Consider the following 14631-nt stretch of genomic DNA (forward strand, 5'->3'; position numbering starts at 1 on the left):
GATGACATGACCACACCACAGGCAGACCGGGAGGACGGTGAGGTCATGAGCGCCGCGACGGGCCAGAGTGCCGCCCACCATGGTCTGCCGGACCGTTTCGGACGGCTGGCTACCGACCTGCGGGTCTCGGTAACCGACCATTGCAACCTGAGGTGCACCTATTGCATGCCCGCCGAAGGCATGGACTGGTTGGCCAACCGTGACCTGCTCACCGACGACGAGATCATCCGTGTCATTGGCATCGGGATCGAGCGACTCGGCATCACCAAGGTGAGATTCACCGGCGGGGAGCCCCTGTTGCGCCCTAGTCTGGAAAACCTGGTGGCCGCAACGTCGACGCTGCGCCGCACGAACGGTACCCCACCGATCACCGCGCTAACGACCAACGGGATCGGCCTGGACCGGCGTGTCGACGGTCTCGTCGAGGCCGGCCTAGATCGGGTCAACATCTCCCTGGACACCGTGGACCGCGAACGGTTTGCCACCATCTCCCGACGAGACCGGCTCGCAGACGTCGTGACAGGGATCGACGCAGCCCTCGCCGCACGACTATTAGTCAAGATCAATGCCGTCCCCCAGATCGACTCCTACCGCCGTGACATTCCCGAGTTGCTCGTTTTCTGCCTGGACCGCGGTCTAGAACTACGATTCATCGAGTTCATGCCGATCGGGGCGAATGGCTGGAAACGGGAGGCAACCGTCAGTGCCGACGACATCCTCACCGTGGTCCGAGATGCAGGTTTCAGCATCACCGCTGACCAGGCTGCGCGCGGCTCCTCACCCGCGCAACGCTGGTCGGTGAGCTCGCGGCACACACGCCCCGGATGGCTGGGGATCATCGCCTCAGTGACTCGACCGTTCTGCGCAAACTGCTCGCGCACCCGGCTCACCGCCGACGGCCAGATCCGCAACTGCTTGTTCGCTGACCAAGAGGCCGATCTGCGTTCCCTGCTACGCTCAGGAGCCAGCGATGACGAGATCATCGCCGTATGGCAAGGTGAAATGTGGTGCAAAAGCGCCCACCACGGGGTTGACAACGGGAGTTTTGCCAACTCCCGGCGTCGCATGTCTGCCATTGGAGGGTGAATATGCAAGTGCACTACTACGGCGGCACAGCTGAGGCTGCCGGAACCAGTGAGGAGACGGTGGAGACGCCAACCGGCCTGTCCGTCAATCAGTTACTCGACCACCTTCGTAACCTGCACCCGGGCTTGGGACGACTGCTGGGAGTGTGCACCCTGTTCGTCGACGGATCTGCTGTCCGCGGTGAACAGATCGTGCCCGCGAGAGCCCAGGTTGAGGTCCTTCCACCATTTGCAGGAGGGTGAATGCACGCCAAGATCAGTGGCGAGCCGCTGAACGTCGCCAAGGTCGTCAGCTTGGTGAGTGACGACCGCAGTGGCGCTGTCGTGACTTTCACCGGAGTGGTTCGCAACCACGATGGCGGCCAGTCCATTACAGCCATCGACTATAGTGCCCACCCCCATGCCACGCAGATCTTGGCAGACCTAGTCGAACAGTGCGCCACGCGCGATGGCGTCCACGGCGTAGCTGCCGAGCACCGAATCGGCCACGTGGAGGTCGGCGGGACAGCGATGGTCGTGGCCGTGTCGGCAGACCACCGCGGGCAAGCATTTGAGGCGGCCTGTGAATTCGTCGACGCCGTTAAGGAAAGCCTGCCGGTGTGGAAGTGCCAATGGCTCACTGACGGCTCCCACGAATGGGCCGGGCTGCCCGGGGAGGAGCCGTGAGCAGCTCTCGTTCCAGCGTGCCCGCCACGACGCCAAAGCCAGTGAGCATCGCACGGCACCTGCAACTGGTCTCCTCACTGGCTACCGCACCCAAGACAGTCGAACTACCGCTGGCCGAGTGTCTGGGGCTAGTCAGCGCCGAACCAGTTACCGCCCGACTGACGGTACCGCCGTTCACCAACTCTGCGATGGACGGGTTCGCGGTGCGTCACGCCGACGTGTCCGAGGCCACTGTGCACACCCCTGTCACGCTCCCGGTCACCAATGACGTACCCGCCGGATCTCCCGCCCACCGGCCTCTCGACCCCGGAACCGCCCAGCGCATCATGACCGGTGCCCGCATGCCCGAGAACGCCGACACCGTCATCAAGGTGGAGGACACCGATCATGCTCCCGGAACTGTCGACGCCCCCGCGACGGTGACGATTTTTCGCACCCCCTCAACCGGTGCCAATGTGCGACGCCGTGGTGAGGCTCTGGCCACCGGCGCCACGGTGCTGCCTGCCGGGAGAAGACTGACCCCCGAGGCACTGGCCGCTGCAGCCGCAGTAGGTCATGGCAGTCTGCGAGTTCACCCGGCCCCTCGGGTCGGTGTTCTTGCGACAGGTTCGGAGCTTGGCGGGGCTGGTGAACCGCTACATCGTGGCAAAATCCCCGATTCCAACGGCATCATGTTGGGTGGTCTGGTGCGCACACACGGAGGAGTCGTCGAGCAAACCCGCGTACCCGACGACCCGGAACGCCTGCGCGAACTCGTCCGCTCCTGGCGGGTGGACCTGATTGTCACAGCTGGAGGCATCTCCATGGGGGCCTACGAGGTCGTGCGGCAGGGGCTGCCCGAACTCACCTTCCACCATGTGGCCCAGCAACCCGGAGGCCCCCAAGGGGCTGGAATGGTGGCCGAGACGCCCGTGCTCGCCCTACCGGGCAACCCGGTCGGGGCCTACGTGAGTTTCCACGTATACGTCGCCCCACTGCTGGCACGGTTACGCGGCCTGTCACCCGATCTCATTGACGCGACACCCGCCGGAGTGACAGCACCCATAGACCCGCTGCTGGGACGTCGCCTGGTACGTGCCCGAGCCGGTGCTCCGTGGCGCTCCCCAGCAGCCAAGACTCAGTTCATGCCAGTGTGTTGGAACGGCGAGAATGTCGAGCCGGTGCACGCGCTGGGGTCAAAATCCCACTTAGTGACAAGTCTGCCTCTGGTAGAGGGCCTGGCGGTGGCGGGTCCCGGAATCGATCACGTGGACTCCGGCGACGAGTTGAGCATCCTACTGACGGGAGGAGTTACACATGACCTCAAACCCATTCACCCACCTGCGTGGTAACGGATCGGCTCACATGGTCGACGTCACGACAAAGACACCCACGGTGCGCGTGGCGACGGCGGAATGCTGCGTGGTGTGCTCCGAGCCGATCATGACTGCCCTGCGCGACGAATCGGTCCCCAAAGGGGACGTCCTCGCCGTGGCCCGCATCGCAGGTATCCAGGCCACCAAGCACACTCCAGACCTCATCCCCCTGGCGCACCGCATCGGTGTGCACGGGGCAGAAGTGGACCTGTGGCTGGAGCCTGACCGGGTGAGGATCCGTGCCACAACCCGTACCACCGATCTCACCGGAGTGGAGATGGAAGCGCTCACCGCTGTGACGGTGGCTGCCCTCACCGTCGCCGACATGGTCAAGGGAGTCGATCGCGGCTTCGCCATCGAGCACGCGGTGATCACTCACAAAGCCGGTGGACGCAGCGGCGAGTGGACCAGGAGCGACGACCAATGAGCCCCGAGCAGGTGACAGAACCCGTCACCGGTTCTCTCGACGACGAGCTGGACCAGTTCGCGGCAGTGTTCACCATCCTAGGTTCTTTGCACTATCAAGTCCCTGACGCTGATCACCTCCATGAGTTGCTGCAGATGATCGACGAGTGGCCACTGAGCCGCCCCCGGTCACCCAGCCGGATGGAAGAAGGCCTGCAGATGTGGCGGCTTTCACGCGAAGAGGCAGAGTCTCGACAGGTCGTGGTCGCCGACCACGACCGCCTCTACGGTGACTCCGCAGTCGCCCTGGTGCCACCTTACGAGTCAGCGCATCGCAACCGGGAGGGGCTGGTCTTCGACGAACACACCCTGCAAGTGCGTGCCGCCTACGCCCGTCTCGGGCTTGCCGCACCTCATCTCCACCGCGAACCTGACGATCACATCGGTCTGGAATTGGAGTTCTTGGCCCAGGGATGTTTACGCGTTTTGGATGCCCGAGAAGACGGTCACGCTGACGAGAGTCACCAGACGCTCGCGATAGTCGCCAATTTCTTACGCACCCACGTGCTCGCCTGGGCACCATCGTTCCTGTCACGTGTCAGTGAGCAAGCCCAAACCTCCTTCATGAAAGGGGTCGCCCTACTCACTATCGCTACACTTGACGAGTTCGACCGATGTTTAGACAGTGTGACGTAGCTCATCAATAGCAGATCGACACCGAGGTATTGACGGGGTCGGAGACTGGCTGTTCTTAGACGCACAACACGCCTGCCTGCCTTAAGCCGGGCCACGCTACGTAGCGCAGTTGGTGATCCCCAGCGTCCACCCCCGAGTACTACTGCGTGCTAGCTCCCCACAGCAAAAGCCTTGTCAAATTAGCGCTGTGACGACTTCGCGCCTGCTGCCGAGTAACACCACCTCTGACCAACCGCCGTTGCCCACAAATACGCCACGATGACTCATATACTCATTCGCCTCGCCGCTAGGTGTCCTCGTCTGATAACAAGAACCCTTATACTTCGCACGCCACGCGACGACCACGCTGGAAAGCTATACCCCTACCGACCTTGTAGCGGCTATTTCTACCACTTCCGGCTACCACGCCCGACTGTTTACGCTTGTCAGCGGCGTTTCACCACCGAACAGTGGAGCATAGGGGATTCGAACCCCTGACCTTCTCATTGCGAACGAGACGCGCTACCAACTGCGCCAATGCCCCAACAACGCGGCTACGCTACCACACCTGGGCAACCCGCGCCATGCTACGAATCATTCGGCGTAGGCCACGTTAACTTCGAAGCCCTGACGATCAGCCTCCACACAACAGTGCCGATAACCCCGCCGGCCACCACCTGGGCACCGCACGGGCTCTGCCCAGGACGACATGGGCAACACAAGTGTCATTGTGTCAATCCCATGTCGCCAGAACTCGGTTCAGGCCGACGCAACTCCGACGATCCCCGAGGGACCTTCGTGAGCCTCCGCAACATGCTCACCGTCGGACCGCTCGACCGGCTTCTCGGCAACGACAGGAGTGTCGACCTGACCGGGAACTGGTCCGGGCGCGGACAGGTCAATAGTGCGGACCGTCCGAGCACCCAGCGGCGTCGAAACATAGGTCGGAGCAGTGACGACGACGTCGTCCCACAGTGAACCTTCCGGAGCTGTCACTGGGCGGTCGAGGTCGATCGTCCAGGAGGTGGGCTCGTCCTCGGCGCGAAAGGGTTCCGTACCCACCTCCAATTCCACCGTGTCCTCGTCCCATCCCTTATCGATGAGCGCGTACCTGCGATCGAAACGCTTGGCCATGGCCACCACAGACCAGCGGGCAAGGGCAAAGAAGCCCACCAACAACAGTACGAAGATGGCGACCAGCCACCACGGCGTCACGTCAGTAATAGCAAGCACCATCGCCAGCGCCGTCAGCCCCAATAACACCAACATTGTCGTCATCCGCCGTCGGGCAGCTACCGCCCATGAACGCCTCAGATCCCAACGTGCATAAGACCTTGTGTATGGGGTGGACAGCTCCACCCGAGGATTCTCGTCGGTGTCGTTAGGAGTGACTGTGCAAGAGCCCCGAGACACCACGCTCATAGTGTCCGGAAAGTCCTCGTGCTTGTCGTCAGTAACCTCTTGAGACCGTCGTCGATTGACAACCATAGGGACAAGGTAGGCGATCCATCCTACGAGAACGATAGCGATGAGGACAGCTTGGAGGGCTTGCACAAATGACACGCTACGGGGATGCTTCGGTGTGTCGCGGGGACCACAACCGGAGTGTCGGGAAACGAATCACAACGATGTGGTTCAGCCCTCGTCCTCCTCCAGCGCAAACCCGGGAAGAAGGTGGTTGACCAGGTAGTTGCGCAGCACTCCGTCGGGATAATCGTCAGTTAATAAGCGGAACACACGATGGTCGCGCCACTGACCATCGATATGCAAGTATGCCGGCCGCATCCCCTCCTCTGCCAGGCCAAGTTTTTCAACGACGCGCAAACTCTTCGTGTTCTCTGGCCGCACGCAGATCTCGACGCGGTGCAATCCCATAACCTGAAAGACGTAATCGCACGCCAACGCCACCGCGGTCGGTGCAACCCCCCTACCGGCGTAGGCGGAAGCCACCCAATAGCCCATTGAGCACGACATCGCAGATCCCAACGAAATCGACGACACCGTCAATTGCCCGATAAGGGGCGTAGTGTCTCGGTTCAGGGCAGGACGATCGGGCCAACCATCATCCCACCCAATCGCCCACGGCAAAAATGTGCCTTCTTTGGCACGCCGGCGATTTCGGGTAATCATCATGCGGTAGCCGCCAACCCGCTCATGAGAGCCAGGAGGCTTGGTGGCCTCCCACGGGCCTAGCCAGTCGCAATCGAGCTCCCGTGTCGTCGTCCACCTCGCCTCGTCAGCACGCCGCATCGGGCGCAGCACAACCCCGCCAGCCTGCATAGTCACTGGCCAGTGGTGATGCCGCGGCATCGACACTCCCCACGGCATACGAGGCGAGGCCACGACATCACCCCAATCGCCAACAGGTCAGCGGCATGCCGGTAGGAACTGGCTCATCCCCCGCCCCGACAACAGCGATGGCATCGGCCATCGACAAATCGACAACGTGGGTGACGTCGCCCATTCCTGCTCGCGATAGCACCGGGCGGCCACCCACCCGTGCTAGACGTACTGGAACGAACGTGGTGGATTCCGGATGCCGCGCAATCGGTCGATCTGTCTCAGCCTTGAGCTCCTCGACCGGCGGAAGCCCGGACAATTTGCGCAGCAGAGGCTGCACAAAGGCCATGAAGGAGACCAGAGCTGGCCCAGGCCCGACCGGCAAGACGATGAGAGGGACCAAACCGGGATCTATCAGGGCGAACACTTGATTTGCGCCCGGCTCCATCGCCACCCTGGCGAAGTCAGTACCTCCCATCGGTGGCAACACCGATGGCACGGGGTCCTGCTGACCCACAACTATCCGGTCGCTCGTGGCGATCACGAGGTCAGCCCCACGTCCAGCATTCGCCAGCAATCGCGTCAACTCACTGTCACTGGAGGTGTTGGTGGAGACGACAGTGACATTCACATCGAGTGCTCGGGTAGCAGACTCGATGGCAGCAGCAGTGGCATCAAGAGAGGCAATGTCCTCGGCACCATTGGCCCGCGCCTTCCGCTCAATCTCCGCACGTTGGTCCTCATCAGCGCGCACCGCAACAATGACGACCTTGGGGCGCGGACGGACGAACACCTCGTCGATTCCGGCCGAAGCGAGCACCGAGATGATACCTGGGTGCAGGATCGTCCCGTTACGTACCAGAACCTCGCCGCGGCCGTAATCCGAGCCCGCGAGTCGGGCACCGGCCCATCTCTTCACCGGAGAAAACAACACAATGTCGCCGTCGACATTGAGCAGATCCGGTGGTAAGACGCAGTCGGTCCCCTCAGGAAGCAGCGATCCAGCCATGACCCGCACAGCAGTACCAGGGATTACCGGGCTAGGTGGGCGTCGATCCACCTGGATCTCAACGGCATCGGGACGTCCGGCCATTCGAGTCGACGCCGAGTCGAGGGCGTAGCCATCAATGACCGCCGTCGTCACGACTGGAACGTCATGGGGCGCATGAACGTCCTCACAAACAGCCAGACCGACAGCTCTCGGCACCTCCACGGCTACTGGTGGGACGGCCTGCACCAAGCTGCATAGGTAGTCACGATGATCGTCGACAGACCGACGACCTGACATATCTGTCTCCGGCGCTCCTGGCAGGCCGAGGGGCTCCGCTTCGGGTTCGGGGGCCTCGACCTGCTTCTTCCTGTGGAACAACGCCATAGCATCACCCTAGAGGGCGTTCTGCCGTCTGCCTGGCAGCGACTCGGCTAGGGCGTAGCATGAGTCAGTGACGACAGACCATGTTCCGTCAGATAGGAGACCCGCCGGAGTGGATCCTCGAAGCGGCAAGGAGGAGTTACGACGTCGCTGCCTGGCTCATCGTGCCGCATTGGATCACCGAACGCGGATGAGCCGCGACGATCGGCGCACCGAACATGCTATGAGCCGGTTGCTATGGGCTCACAAGGTCGCCCTTTACCTCTCTCGTGGTGATGAACCCGACACCGTGGATCTCGCCGACACTCTCATCATGATGGGCAAGAAGGTACTGGCACCCGTTCTGACTGACGGTCATGGTCGCTCCCTCCATGAACCGGCGTGGGCGTGGTACGACAGCAAGAACGTACGGACTGGTCTGTGGCAGATCCCCGAGCCGATAGCCCCTATTCTCCCTGCCTCGGCGATCGACCAGGTCGAGGTGGTGCTGTGCTCGGCACTCTTCGTCGATCGATCCGGATACCGCGTCGGAGTGGGCGGTGGCTGGTACGACCGCGTCCTTGCCCACCGGGCCGATGACGTTCCAGTGTGGGCGGTCGTCAATGACGACGAGATCCTTGACGAGGTACCCCACGACCCATGGGACGAGTCTGTCACGGCGGCTCTTACCCCCAGTGGACTGCACATGCTGGGCCAGTAAGTGGTCCGAGATTTCCTGGTACCCCGTAACACGCCTATCATTCGACAGGCGCCCGATACCGCCAGAACGAGGAGACCATGCCCACCTACCAATACCAATGCAATGACTGCGGCCGTGACCTCGAGGTTGTGCAAAGGTTCAGCGACCCGTCGTTGACTATCTGCCCGTCCTGCGAGGGTGATCTGCGCAAGGTCTTCAGCGCGGTCGGGGTGGTTTTCAAAGGTTCAGGGTTCTACTCCACCGACAATCACACCAAGGGCGCATCAAAGGCAGCCACCGGGGATAGCTCTTCGCCAACGGCCTCAGAGCCCTCGACGAAGTCTGAACCGGCCTCGTCCTCATCTTCCTCGACGGCGAAAGCCTCCGAGAGCGCATCCTGACATGAGCTTGGCTCAAACACGTCAAAATTGCCCTGTGGATAACTGAAAAATCTGCTCTCCCCTGCCGATAACTGTGGGTGTGAGACTGACAGCGAAGTACTCCCAGGATCCCCGACGCCTAAGCCGTACCCATAAACCTGCGCGGCGACGTGTGCACGTCATGGTGGCCCGTCACCGACGCGGGTTAGCCGCGCTTCTCGCGGCCCTCGCAGTGCTTCTAGTAGCATCCCCAGGAATGGCAACCTCGTCATCTGGACGTGAGGTCATCGTCGCCGCGCACGCCATTGAGGGCGGTCGCGTCATCCAACGCTCTGACCTTCACACCGTCCGGATCGATCCTGGTGTTCTCCCCCACGAAACGGCCACTCTTGCGCAAGTGGAAGGCCGCCAAGCATCGATACGGATCACCGAGGGAACGATTTTGACGTCCTCAGCGGTCCTCTCCGGGTCCGCCGTAGGGTCTGGAAAAGCACTCGTCGGCATTCACTTGGCCGACTCATCAATGGTCGGAATGTTGCAGGTAGGCCAGCGGGTATCCGTTGTCTCTCCTAGCGAGGACGGAACTCCGCACGTCCTGACGCGCGGCGCCATCATTCGGAGCCTGCCTACCAGCGGGGGCGGACTCATCCAAGGCTCTCCGTCAACGGAGCTCGTCGTTGTGTCCACCGGGTCGGCCGATGCCGCAGCAATCGCGGTAGCTGGCCAGGGACAGCCTTTAGGATTGGTGGTGGAGTGAATGTGCAGCTCACCAGACACAGCGAAGAGTATTAGCGACGCCTTCCCAGTACCGTTACGGTTTTAGTTTGCGGGCAGCACACCAACCCGAAGGGAGCCCTATGAAGGGATTCAAAGATTTTCTGATGCGCGGTAATCTCATTGAACTAGCCGTCGCATTCATCCTTGGCGGCGCATTTTCCACCGTCGTCAAATCGTTTACGACAATCATCATGGACTTGATCGGCAAGCTGGGCGGCACCCCGAACTTCTCTGGCTGGGTTCCAGGCGGGGTCCACGTCGGTGCCTTCATCACCGACGTCATCTCCTTCTTCGTCATGTCCTTCGTCATTTATTTCGGGCTCATTAAGCCCATCGAGCTGGCTACGGAGAAGCTCAAGCGCACTAAAGACGAACCAGTGGCTGCCCCCACCACCGCCGACCTACTCATCGAGATTCGCGACGAACTGCGTTCCCGTCCGGTCAAGTGAGGACACGCCAGAGCTGCCAGACTCAGTGCAATAAGCTGTGCGGTGGACGCTCGGCTAACAGACGAGCTTCGTCTGGCCCAATGACCACCGCGCCCCGGTGGACCGTAGCAGTTAAGCCATCTAGCCCAGCGATCCGACGCGCCTGGGCTAGTACCGCTCCGTAGCGAGCGAACTCCAGGCCTGGGGACAAATCGTCGGGAATCGGGCCGGGCCAAGATCGCCCGGCTTGCTGGAATTCGGCGCGCCTGTTCGCCAGCCGGTTCGCCGGCCACCCTTCCTCGGCCAGCCACTCCACGACGTCGACGGCCTGCCATCCTGGGTTGTCAGGAGCGGTAAGTCGCTGTCCGGTCAAGACCGCGGCCACCGCCTCCCAGCATTGTCGATCCGGTGTCACTTTTTCGCGCCAAGGACTTCGCCAGTGAGCACGGTCCCGTCCGGAATCGTCTGAGGCTTCTCAGTATCCAGCGAAACATCCCCCGCAACGACAACCTCCGAACCAAAGGTCCAGTCTCCTTTGACCTTCAGCGAGGTGGCGCGGCGCAGCGATGGCGGTTCAGGGATGCGATCGTCGAAATCACCAATCTTTTTATAAAAATCCTTGTCAAGATCGACTGCGCAGGTCATGTCGGTGGTCTTGACGAGGTGGTCCGAATCGTCGAGGTCATAAACATCAGACCGAAGCAGCAGCAGCTCGTTGGTCGTTTTGACCGGCAAGAACCGGGACCGATGAACACAGATACAGGTAGCGCCTTCAAAGACCTCGATAGCGCCCCCCATAGCGGACTCAATCTGGATGACAGGAGTCGACGAGGAATCCTTCGGGTCGACCGTCTTCTCGTTGCGAATAATTTGCAGGCCCATCACGCCGTGTCGCTCGTCCAGCACCTTCTTGAGGGCTTCAAGGTCAAACCACAGATTGTTGGTGTGGAAGAAGGGGTGACGATGCTCGTCGGTGAAGTAATCCATTTCCTCTTCTGCTGTCTGTGCCGTATCGCGCAGGATGAGCTGATCATCAGACTTACGAATGGCCAGGTGGCCACCCTTCTTGTCGTTAATAGTGCGGCGGCACAACTCGGCAGCGTAGGGAGCACCCGACGCCGCAAACCAGCCGGCGAGACGACCGTCCGGAACGGCACCAAGATTGTCACCGTTGGATACCGAGGCGTATTGGTATCCAGCCTCGAGCAGATGGTCGAGGACGCCGGATCCAAGCAGAGCGGTGTAGAGGTCGCCGTGACCCGGAGGACACCACTCGAGGGAGGAGTCCTTCGGCCACTCAACCGGGGCGAGGGTCTCAGCGTCGAGCTTAGGCTCCTGATCCTGCAGGAAGTCGAGCTCTAGGCCGTCGACAGCCAACTCTGGATATTTCTCGAGGGCCTTGAGGGTGTCCTCGCGGGTATTGAAGGAATTCATGAACATCAGCGGCAATCGAGCGCCGAAAGTCTTGCGAGCCGAGAGCACCTGGGTAGCGATGATGTCGAGGAAGGACTTGCCGTCACGAACCTCGAGCAGCGACTTAGCTCGGTCGAGGCCCATCGAGGTTCCGAGCCCGCCATTGAGCTTGATGATGACGGTCTTGTCGAGGGCCTCAGCAGCCTGCTCCTCGCTGACCTCAACGTCGTCGAGCATTGGCGGATTCGTGAGCGGTGAGATGGTGTCCTCGCGGATGAGTCCGGTATCGCCGGTCTCGAGCTGGTGGTAGTAGGAAGTGAAGACCTCGATGGCGACAGGATCGACACCTGCCTCGGTCATCTTCTGGCGTGCAGCCGCAAGTCCTTCTTCACTCATCCTGGCCCCCTTGCGTGTTAACGAACGCCGTCATTGTACCGAGAAGATGTACCGAGAAGAGCCCACTGACAGGCCAGAGCACGCCACTACGTCGTCGGTGCGCCAGGTTGCCAGGACCACGAGCTCGTCGGCTGATCGAGATAACCTGCCCAGCCCGACGCGGGTCAAGACGGGCTACTCCGGATAACCCGCCATGCTTTGCTCGATAGATTGCGGCGAATCAGCTGAGTTGGCGGCAGGTACGACGGGACCGTCGACAACCTGGTTTTACGACACTATGGGGTCTGAGGTTGGTCCAGGCGGCCCTGCCGGACTACTCTAGTAAGGCCCTTTATGGGCAGGGCCCCGTAGCTCAGGGGATAGAGCAGTGGTTTCCTAAACCATGTGTCGTAGGTTCGAATCCTATCGGGGCCGCAGTACAAACCGCTTCCGACAGGGGCAACCCTCCTCAATCGCGGTTTCCGGGGCGGATCGAGTTGTATTGGACCGCCCCTTAGGCGTAGCGCTGCTTCATCTCGACCTCGATCTCCTCCAGTGAGCGTCCCTTGGTCTCCGGCATGACCTTGACGAGGACCAACGCGATCATGAGGTTTACCAGGCCATAGGTCAGGTAGGTTCCCGCACCGCCGAGCCCCGCCAGCATGGCCGGGAAGGTCCAGGTGATCGTCGCATTAGCCAGCCACCCACAAAACACCGCAGCACCGTTCATCGCCCCGCGCATCCGGGTCGGGAACATCTCACCAAGCATGGTCCACACCACTGTGCCGTTAGTGGACTGCACGATAAGCATGAAGATACTCATCAGGACGAGCACGAGAATAGGCGCCCACTTCGGTACCCCTTGACCCACATGAGGAGCAATTGCCAGCCCGAAAGTAGCCGCAATACCAAGGAGACACACACCGACCGCCGTGACATCGAAGATAAGCAGGTGACGACGATCAAACCGTTCGATGAGCCACAAGCCTGCAGCGGCACCAATAACAGACATGACTCCATTAGCCACCTGAGAAATAATCGACGCCTGGGTGCTCATTCCTGCGAACTCCAACACCTTGGGCGCGTAATACATGACGGTATTGACGCCGGTGGTTTGGTTAACTACAGCAAGGAAAATCCCGACCAGCAGGAGGCGACGCGTCCAGCGAGACTCCATGACGACCGCCCACTGCTGACGGTGACTGAGCCTGCCGCCCTCGCCGTTGAGTTCAACCATCTCAGTGACCTCATCGACGATGGGTTCATCAACCCCTTCGACGCGCACCTGTTTGAGGCATGCGACGGTCTCCCGAAGCTGACCATGGCTTAGATGCCAACGAGCCGACTCGGGCATCTTCCTCATACCGATCCACAGCGCGATGGCGGGCAGAGTGCATACCACGAGCATCCAGCGCCATGCTCCACCGGACCCGGCTGATACCGACAGCTGAGTAAGGAAGGCATGAAAAGCCTGGTCGGTCATCGCTCCCCCGTGGGAGGTCGTCATGGCCTGCAAAGTGTCCCAGGAATAAGTTCCCGGAGACAGTCGTCCCGTCGGATCCGCAGTCACCATCAAACTGGGTCCCCCATGAGCCGCTGAGATGGCGGCATTGACGGAGAAAGCCAGCAGCTGACCAAAGACGATCATAAATTGGTCAAGCGCCACGATCCGCCCACGCATCCGTTTGGGTGAGGTCTCCGACAAGTAGACTGGCACTGTTGCTGAGGCCGCTCCCACGGCGGATCCGAGCACCACTCGGAAGGGGTACATCACCCACACGCTGGGGGCACCGGCAGTTCCCAAAGCTCCCACAACAAAGAGGACAGCCAAAATCAGGAGGTTATGACGCCGACCCCAGCGGTCGCTCATCATCCCGCCTATAAGGCCGCCGAAAGCAGCGCCAAGGGTTAAGGTGCCACCGATGGCACCTTCATGTCCCACCGTCAGGGCCAGACCGCCAGCGCCATGAGGCAGATACATGAACGGCAAGGCGCCAGAAATGACTCCGGTGTCGTAGCCGAAAAGAAGTGAACCCAGGGTAGCGACTGCGGCCACTACACCCATACGGCGCTTCGGGCCAGCCGGCTGCGTTGTCTCAACGAGCTCGGCCACCTCGATTCTCGATGTCACGGACAACTCCTAGGAACGGCCTGGTCGACCTGCACACCACAGCGCTCGGGCACCACGACCCGCCCTATCGTCGTCTCATGAGATATGACGAAGCACAGGCCGACAGCAGGACGCTACCACCTGCCGCCGGCCCTGAGCTCCGCGTTTCAGCTGGGTATGGAAAGCCCGGTGTCAGCCCTGGTTTTGGGCCGCGGCCTGCTTCTTGAGATCCTCGACGTCGATCTCCTTGACCTTCTCAATAAGCTCATCAAGCTGGCGACCTTGCAGCAGGCCTGACTGGCGGAAAACAAGGTATCCGGCACGGAAGGCCATGATCGTCGGGATGGAGGTGATCTCCAGACCGGCAGACAGTTCCTGCTGGTCCTCGGTGTCGACCTTGGCGAAGGTCACGTCAGAGTGACGTCCACTGGCGTCCTCATAGATTGGTGAAAACCGCTGGCATGGTCCACACCAGGAGGCCCAGAAGTCAATGAGAACGACATCATTGGAATCGATGGTCGAGGAGAAGTTGTCTTTAGTCAATGCGACGGTAGCCACGTTGTACCTCCCGGTAATTGCTTGGGTTCGGTCGACCGCAACGCCGTGGCGCCTCGGCCCGTATGTCGTCAAA

General features: G+C 61.1%; 17 protein-coding genes and 2 tRNA genes. 11 read left to right on the top strand and 8 right to left on the bottom strand.

The window, feature by feature from the left end; all coding sequences use genetic code 11:
• Positions 1–6 precede the first annotated feature (6 nt).
• From moaA to ACOYO3_RS09725, 6 genes are read left to right on the top strand one after another with little or no spacing between them, the layout of a single operon-like run.
• Positions 7–1086, top strand: a complete 1080-nt coding sequence (gene moaA / locus ACOYO3_RS09700) for a GTP 3',8-cyclase MoaA (RefSeq protein WP_002516682.1) — start codon at positions 7–9, stop codon at positions 1084–1086.
• A gap of 2 nt (positions 1087–1088) precedes the next feature.
• Positions 1089–1328, top strand: a complete 240-nt coding sequence (locus ACOYO3_RS09705) for a MoaD/ThiS family protein (protein ID WP_002516690.1) — start codon at positions 1089–1091, stop codon at positions 1326–1328.
• On the top strand, positions 1329–1751 hold the full coding sequence (locus tag ACOYO3_RS09710; protein WP_002524739.1) for a molybdenum cofactor biosynthesis protein MoaE: 423 nt from the start codon (positions 1329–1331) through the stop codon (positions 1749–1751).
• Positions 1721–3082: a molybdopterin molybdotransferase MoeA gene (locus ACOYO3_RS09715; RefSeq protein ID WP_002518797.1), complete on the top strand. Its 1362-nt coding sequence runs from the start codon at positions 1721–1723 to the stop codon at positions 3080–3082. Before ACOYO3_RS09710 ends, ACOYO3_RS09715 begins: the two co-directional genes overlap by 31 nt.
• A gap of 13 nt (positions 3083–3095) precedes the next feature.
• Entirely contained in the window at positions 3096–3533 is a 438-nt protein-coding gene (moaC, locus tag ACOYO3_RS09720) for a cyclic pyranopterin monophosphate synthase MoaC (RefSeq protein ID WP_002518796.1), read from the top strand.
• Positions 3530–4207, top strand: a complete 678-nt coding sequence (locus ACOYO3_RS09725) for a TorD/DmsD family molecular chaperone (protein ID WP_002517478.1) — start codon at positions 3530–3532, stop codon at positions 4205–4207. The genes moaC and ACOYO3_RS09725 overlap by 4 nt, the downstream gene beginning before the upstream one ends.
• A gap of 450 nt (positions 4208–4657) precedes the next feature.
• On the opposite strand, the gene ACOYO3_RS09730 is transcribed toward ACOYO3_RS09725, so the two are convergent.
• From ACOYO3_RS09730 to ACOYO3_RS09745, 4 genes are all read right to left on the bottom strand, one after another.
• Positions 4658–4730 (bottom strand) — tRNA-Ala (locus ACOYO3_RS09730).
• A gap of 215 nt (positions 4731–4945) precedes the next feature.
• Complete coding sequence (locus tag ACOYO3_RS09735) at positions 4946–5740, bottom strand: hypothetical protein (RefSeq protein ID WP_002516709.1); 795 nt, start codon at positions 5738–5740, stop codon at positions 4946–4948.
• Positions 5741–5821: 81 nt separating this feature from the next.
• Positions 5822–6466: a GNAT family N-acetyltransferase gene (locus ACOYO3_RS09740; protein ID WP_002524738.1), complete on the bottom strand. Its 645-nt coding sequence runs from the start codon at positions 6464–6466 to the stop codon at positions 5822–5824.
• A gap of 67 nt (positions 6467–6533) precedes the next feature.
• Entirely contained in the window at positions 6534–7841 is a 1308-nt protein-coding gene (locus ACOYO3_RS09745; protein WP_002516639.1) for a gephyrin-like molybdotransferase Glp, read from the bottom strand.
• A gap of 109 nt (positions 7842–7950) precedes the next feature.
• Here ACOYO3_RS09745 and ACOYO3_RS09750 point away from each other — a divergent pair, with 109 nt between their 5' ends.
• The 4 genes from ACOYO3_RS09750 to mscL all read left to right on the top strand — a co-directional run bounded on the left by ACOYO3_RS09750 (position 7951) and on the right by mscL (position 10123).
• A complete protein-coding gene (locus ACOYO3_RS09750; RefSeq protein WP_002517401.1) occupies positions 7951–8538 on the top strand; it encodes a 5-formyltetrahydrofolate cyclo-ligase in 588 nt (195 codons plus the stop codon).
• A gap of 77 nt (positions 8539–8615) precedes the next feature.
• A complete protein-coding gene (locus ACOYO3_RS09755) occupies positions 8616–8918 on the top strand; it encodes an FmdB family zinc ribbon protein (protein ID WP_002522255.1) in 303 nt (100 codons plus the stop codon).
• 235 nt (positions 8919–9153) lie between these two features.
• Complete coding sequence (locus ACOYO3_RS09760; RefSeq protein ID WP_002520070.1) at positions 9154–9654, top strand: SAF domain-containing protein; 501 nt, start codon at positions 9154–9156, stop codon at positions 9652–9654.
• Positions 9655–9754: 100 nt separating this feature from the next.
• Positions 9755–10123: a large conductance mechanosensitive channel protein MscL gene (gene mscL, locus ACOYO3_RS09765; RefSeq protein WP_002516650.1), complete on the top strand. Its 369-nt coding sequence runs from the start codon at positions 9755–9757 to the stop codon at positions 10121–10123.
• 22 nt (positions 10124–10145) lie between these two features.
• Here the strand turns inward: mscL and ACOYO3_RS09770 are convergent, their stop codons facing one another.
• Positions 10146–10517, bottom strand: coding sequence for a hypothetical protein (locus tag ACOYO3_RS09770; RefSeq protein WP_002518790.1), 372 nt, complete (start codon positions 10515–10517; stop codon positions 10146–10148).
• Positions 10514–11911 (bottom strand): UTP--glucose-1-phosphate uridylyltransferase, encoded by a 1398-nt coding sequence (locus ACOYO3_RS09775; protein WP_002516708.1) that lies wholly within the window; start codon positions 11909–11911, stop codon positions 10514–10516. Before ACOYO3_RS09775 ends, ACOYO3_RS09770 begins: the two co-directional genes overlap by 4 nt.
• 341 nt (positions 11912–12252) lie before the next feature.
• On the opposite strand from ACOYO3_RS09775, the gene ACOYO3_RS09780 reads away from it, so the two are divergent.
• Positions 12253–12325, top strand: a tRNA-Arg gene (locus ACOYO3_RS09780).
• A 79-nt stretch (positions 12326–12404) separates the two neighbouring features.
• Here ACOYO3_RS09780 and ACOYO3_RS09785 read toward each other — a convergent pair.
• Together ACOYO3_RS09785 and trxA are read right to left on the bottom strand one after the other, a co-directional pair.
• The gene (locus tag ACOYO3_RS09785) at positions 12405–14021 is read right to left on the bottom strand and encodes an MFS transporter (RefSeq protein WP_002525499.1); all 1617 of its coding nucleotides are present in this window, start codon (positions 14019–14021) and stop codon (positions 12405–12407) included.
• 171 nt (positions 14022–14192) lie between these two features.
• Positions 14193–14630, bottom strand: a complete 438-nt coding sequence (trxA, locus tag ACOYO3_RS09790) for a thioredoxin (protein ID WP_002518788.1) — start codon at positions 14628–14630, stop codon at positions 14193–14195.
• Position 14631: the final 1 nt, after the last annotated feature.

It is taken from the genome of Cutibacterium sp. KBN10P07758, assembly GCF_050286205.1.
Taxonomy (GTDB): domain Bacteria; phylum Actinomycetota; class Actinomycetes; order Propionibacteriales; family Propionibacteriaceae; genus Cutibacterium; species Cutibacterium acnes.

Bases quoted from the DNA above. Each gene is read 5' to 3' on its own strand.
- ACOYO3_RS09715 (WP_002518797.1), top strand. From the start codon at position 1,721: ATGGGCCGGGCTGCCCGGGGAGGAGCCGTGAGCAGCTCTCGTTCCAGC.
- moaC (WP_002518796.1), top strand. From the start codon at position 3,096: ATGGTCGACGTCACGACAAAGACACCCACGGTGCGCGTGGCGACGGCG.
- ACOYO3_RS09725 (WP_002517478.1), top strand. From the start codon at position 3,530: ATGAGCCCCGAGCAGGTGACAGAACCCGTCACCGGTTCTCTCGACGAC.
- moaA (WP_002516682.1), top strand. From the start codon at position 7: ATGACCACACCACAGGCAGACCGGGAGGACGGTGAGGTCATGAGCGCC.
- mscL (WP_002516650.1), top strand. From the start codon at position 9,755: ATGAAGGGATTCAAAGATTTTCTGATGCGCGGTAATCTCATTGAACTA.
- ACOYO3_RS09745 (WP_002516639.1), bottom strand. From the start codon at position 7,841: ATGGCGTTGTTCCACAGGAAGAAGCAGGTCGAGGCCCCCGAACCCGAA.
- ACOYO3_RS09755 (WP_002522255.1), top strand. From the start codon at position 8,616: ATGCCCACCTACCAATACCAATGCAATGACTGCGGCCGTGACCTCGAG.
- ACOYO3_RS09740 (WP_002524738.1), bottom strand. From the start codon at position 6,466: ATGCAGGCTGGCGGGGTTGTGCTGCGCCCGATGCGGCGTGCTGACGAG.
- ACOYO3_RS09775 (WP_002516708.1), bottom strand. From the start codon at position 11,911: ATGAGTGAAGAAGGACTTGCGGCTGCACGCCAGAAGATGACCGAGGCA.
- ACOYO3_RS09710 (WP_002524739.1), top strand. From the start codon at position 1,329: ATGCACGCCAAGATCAGTGGCGAGCCGCTGAACGTCGCCAAGGTCGTC.
- ACOYO3_RS09760 (WP_002520070.1), top strand. From the start codon at position 9,154: ATGGCAACCTCGTCATCTGGACGTGAGGTCATCGTCGCCGCGCACGCC.
- ACOYO3_RS09705 (WP_002516690.1), top strand. From the start codon at position 1,089: ATGCAAGTGCACTACTACGGCGGCACAGCTGAGGCTGCCGGAACCAGT.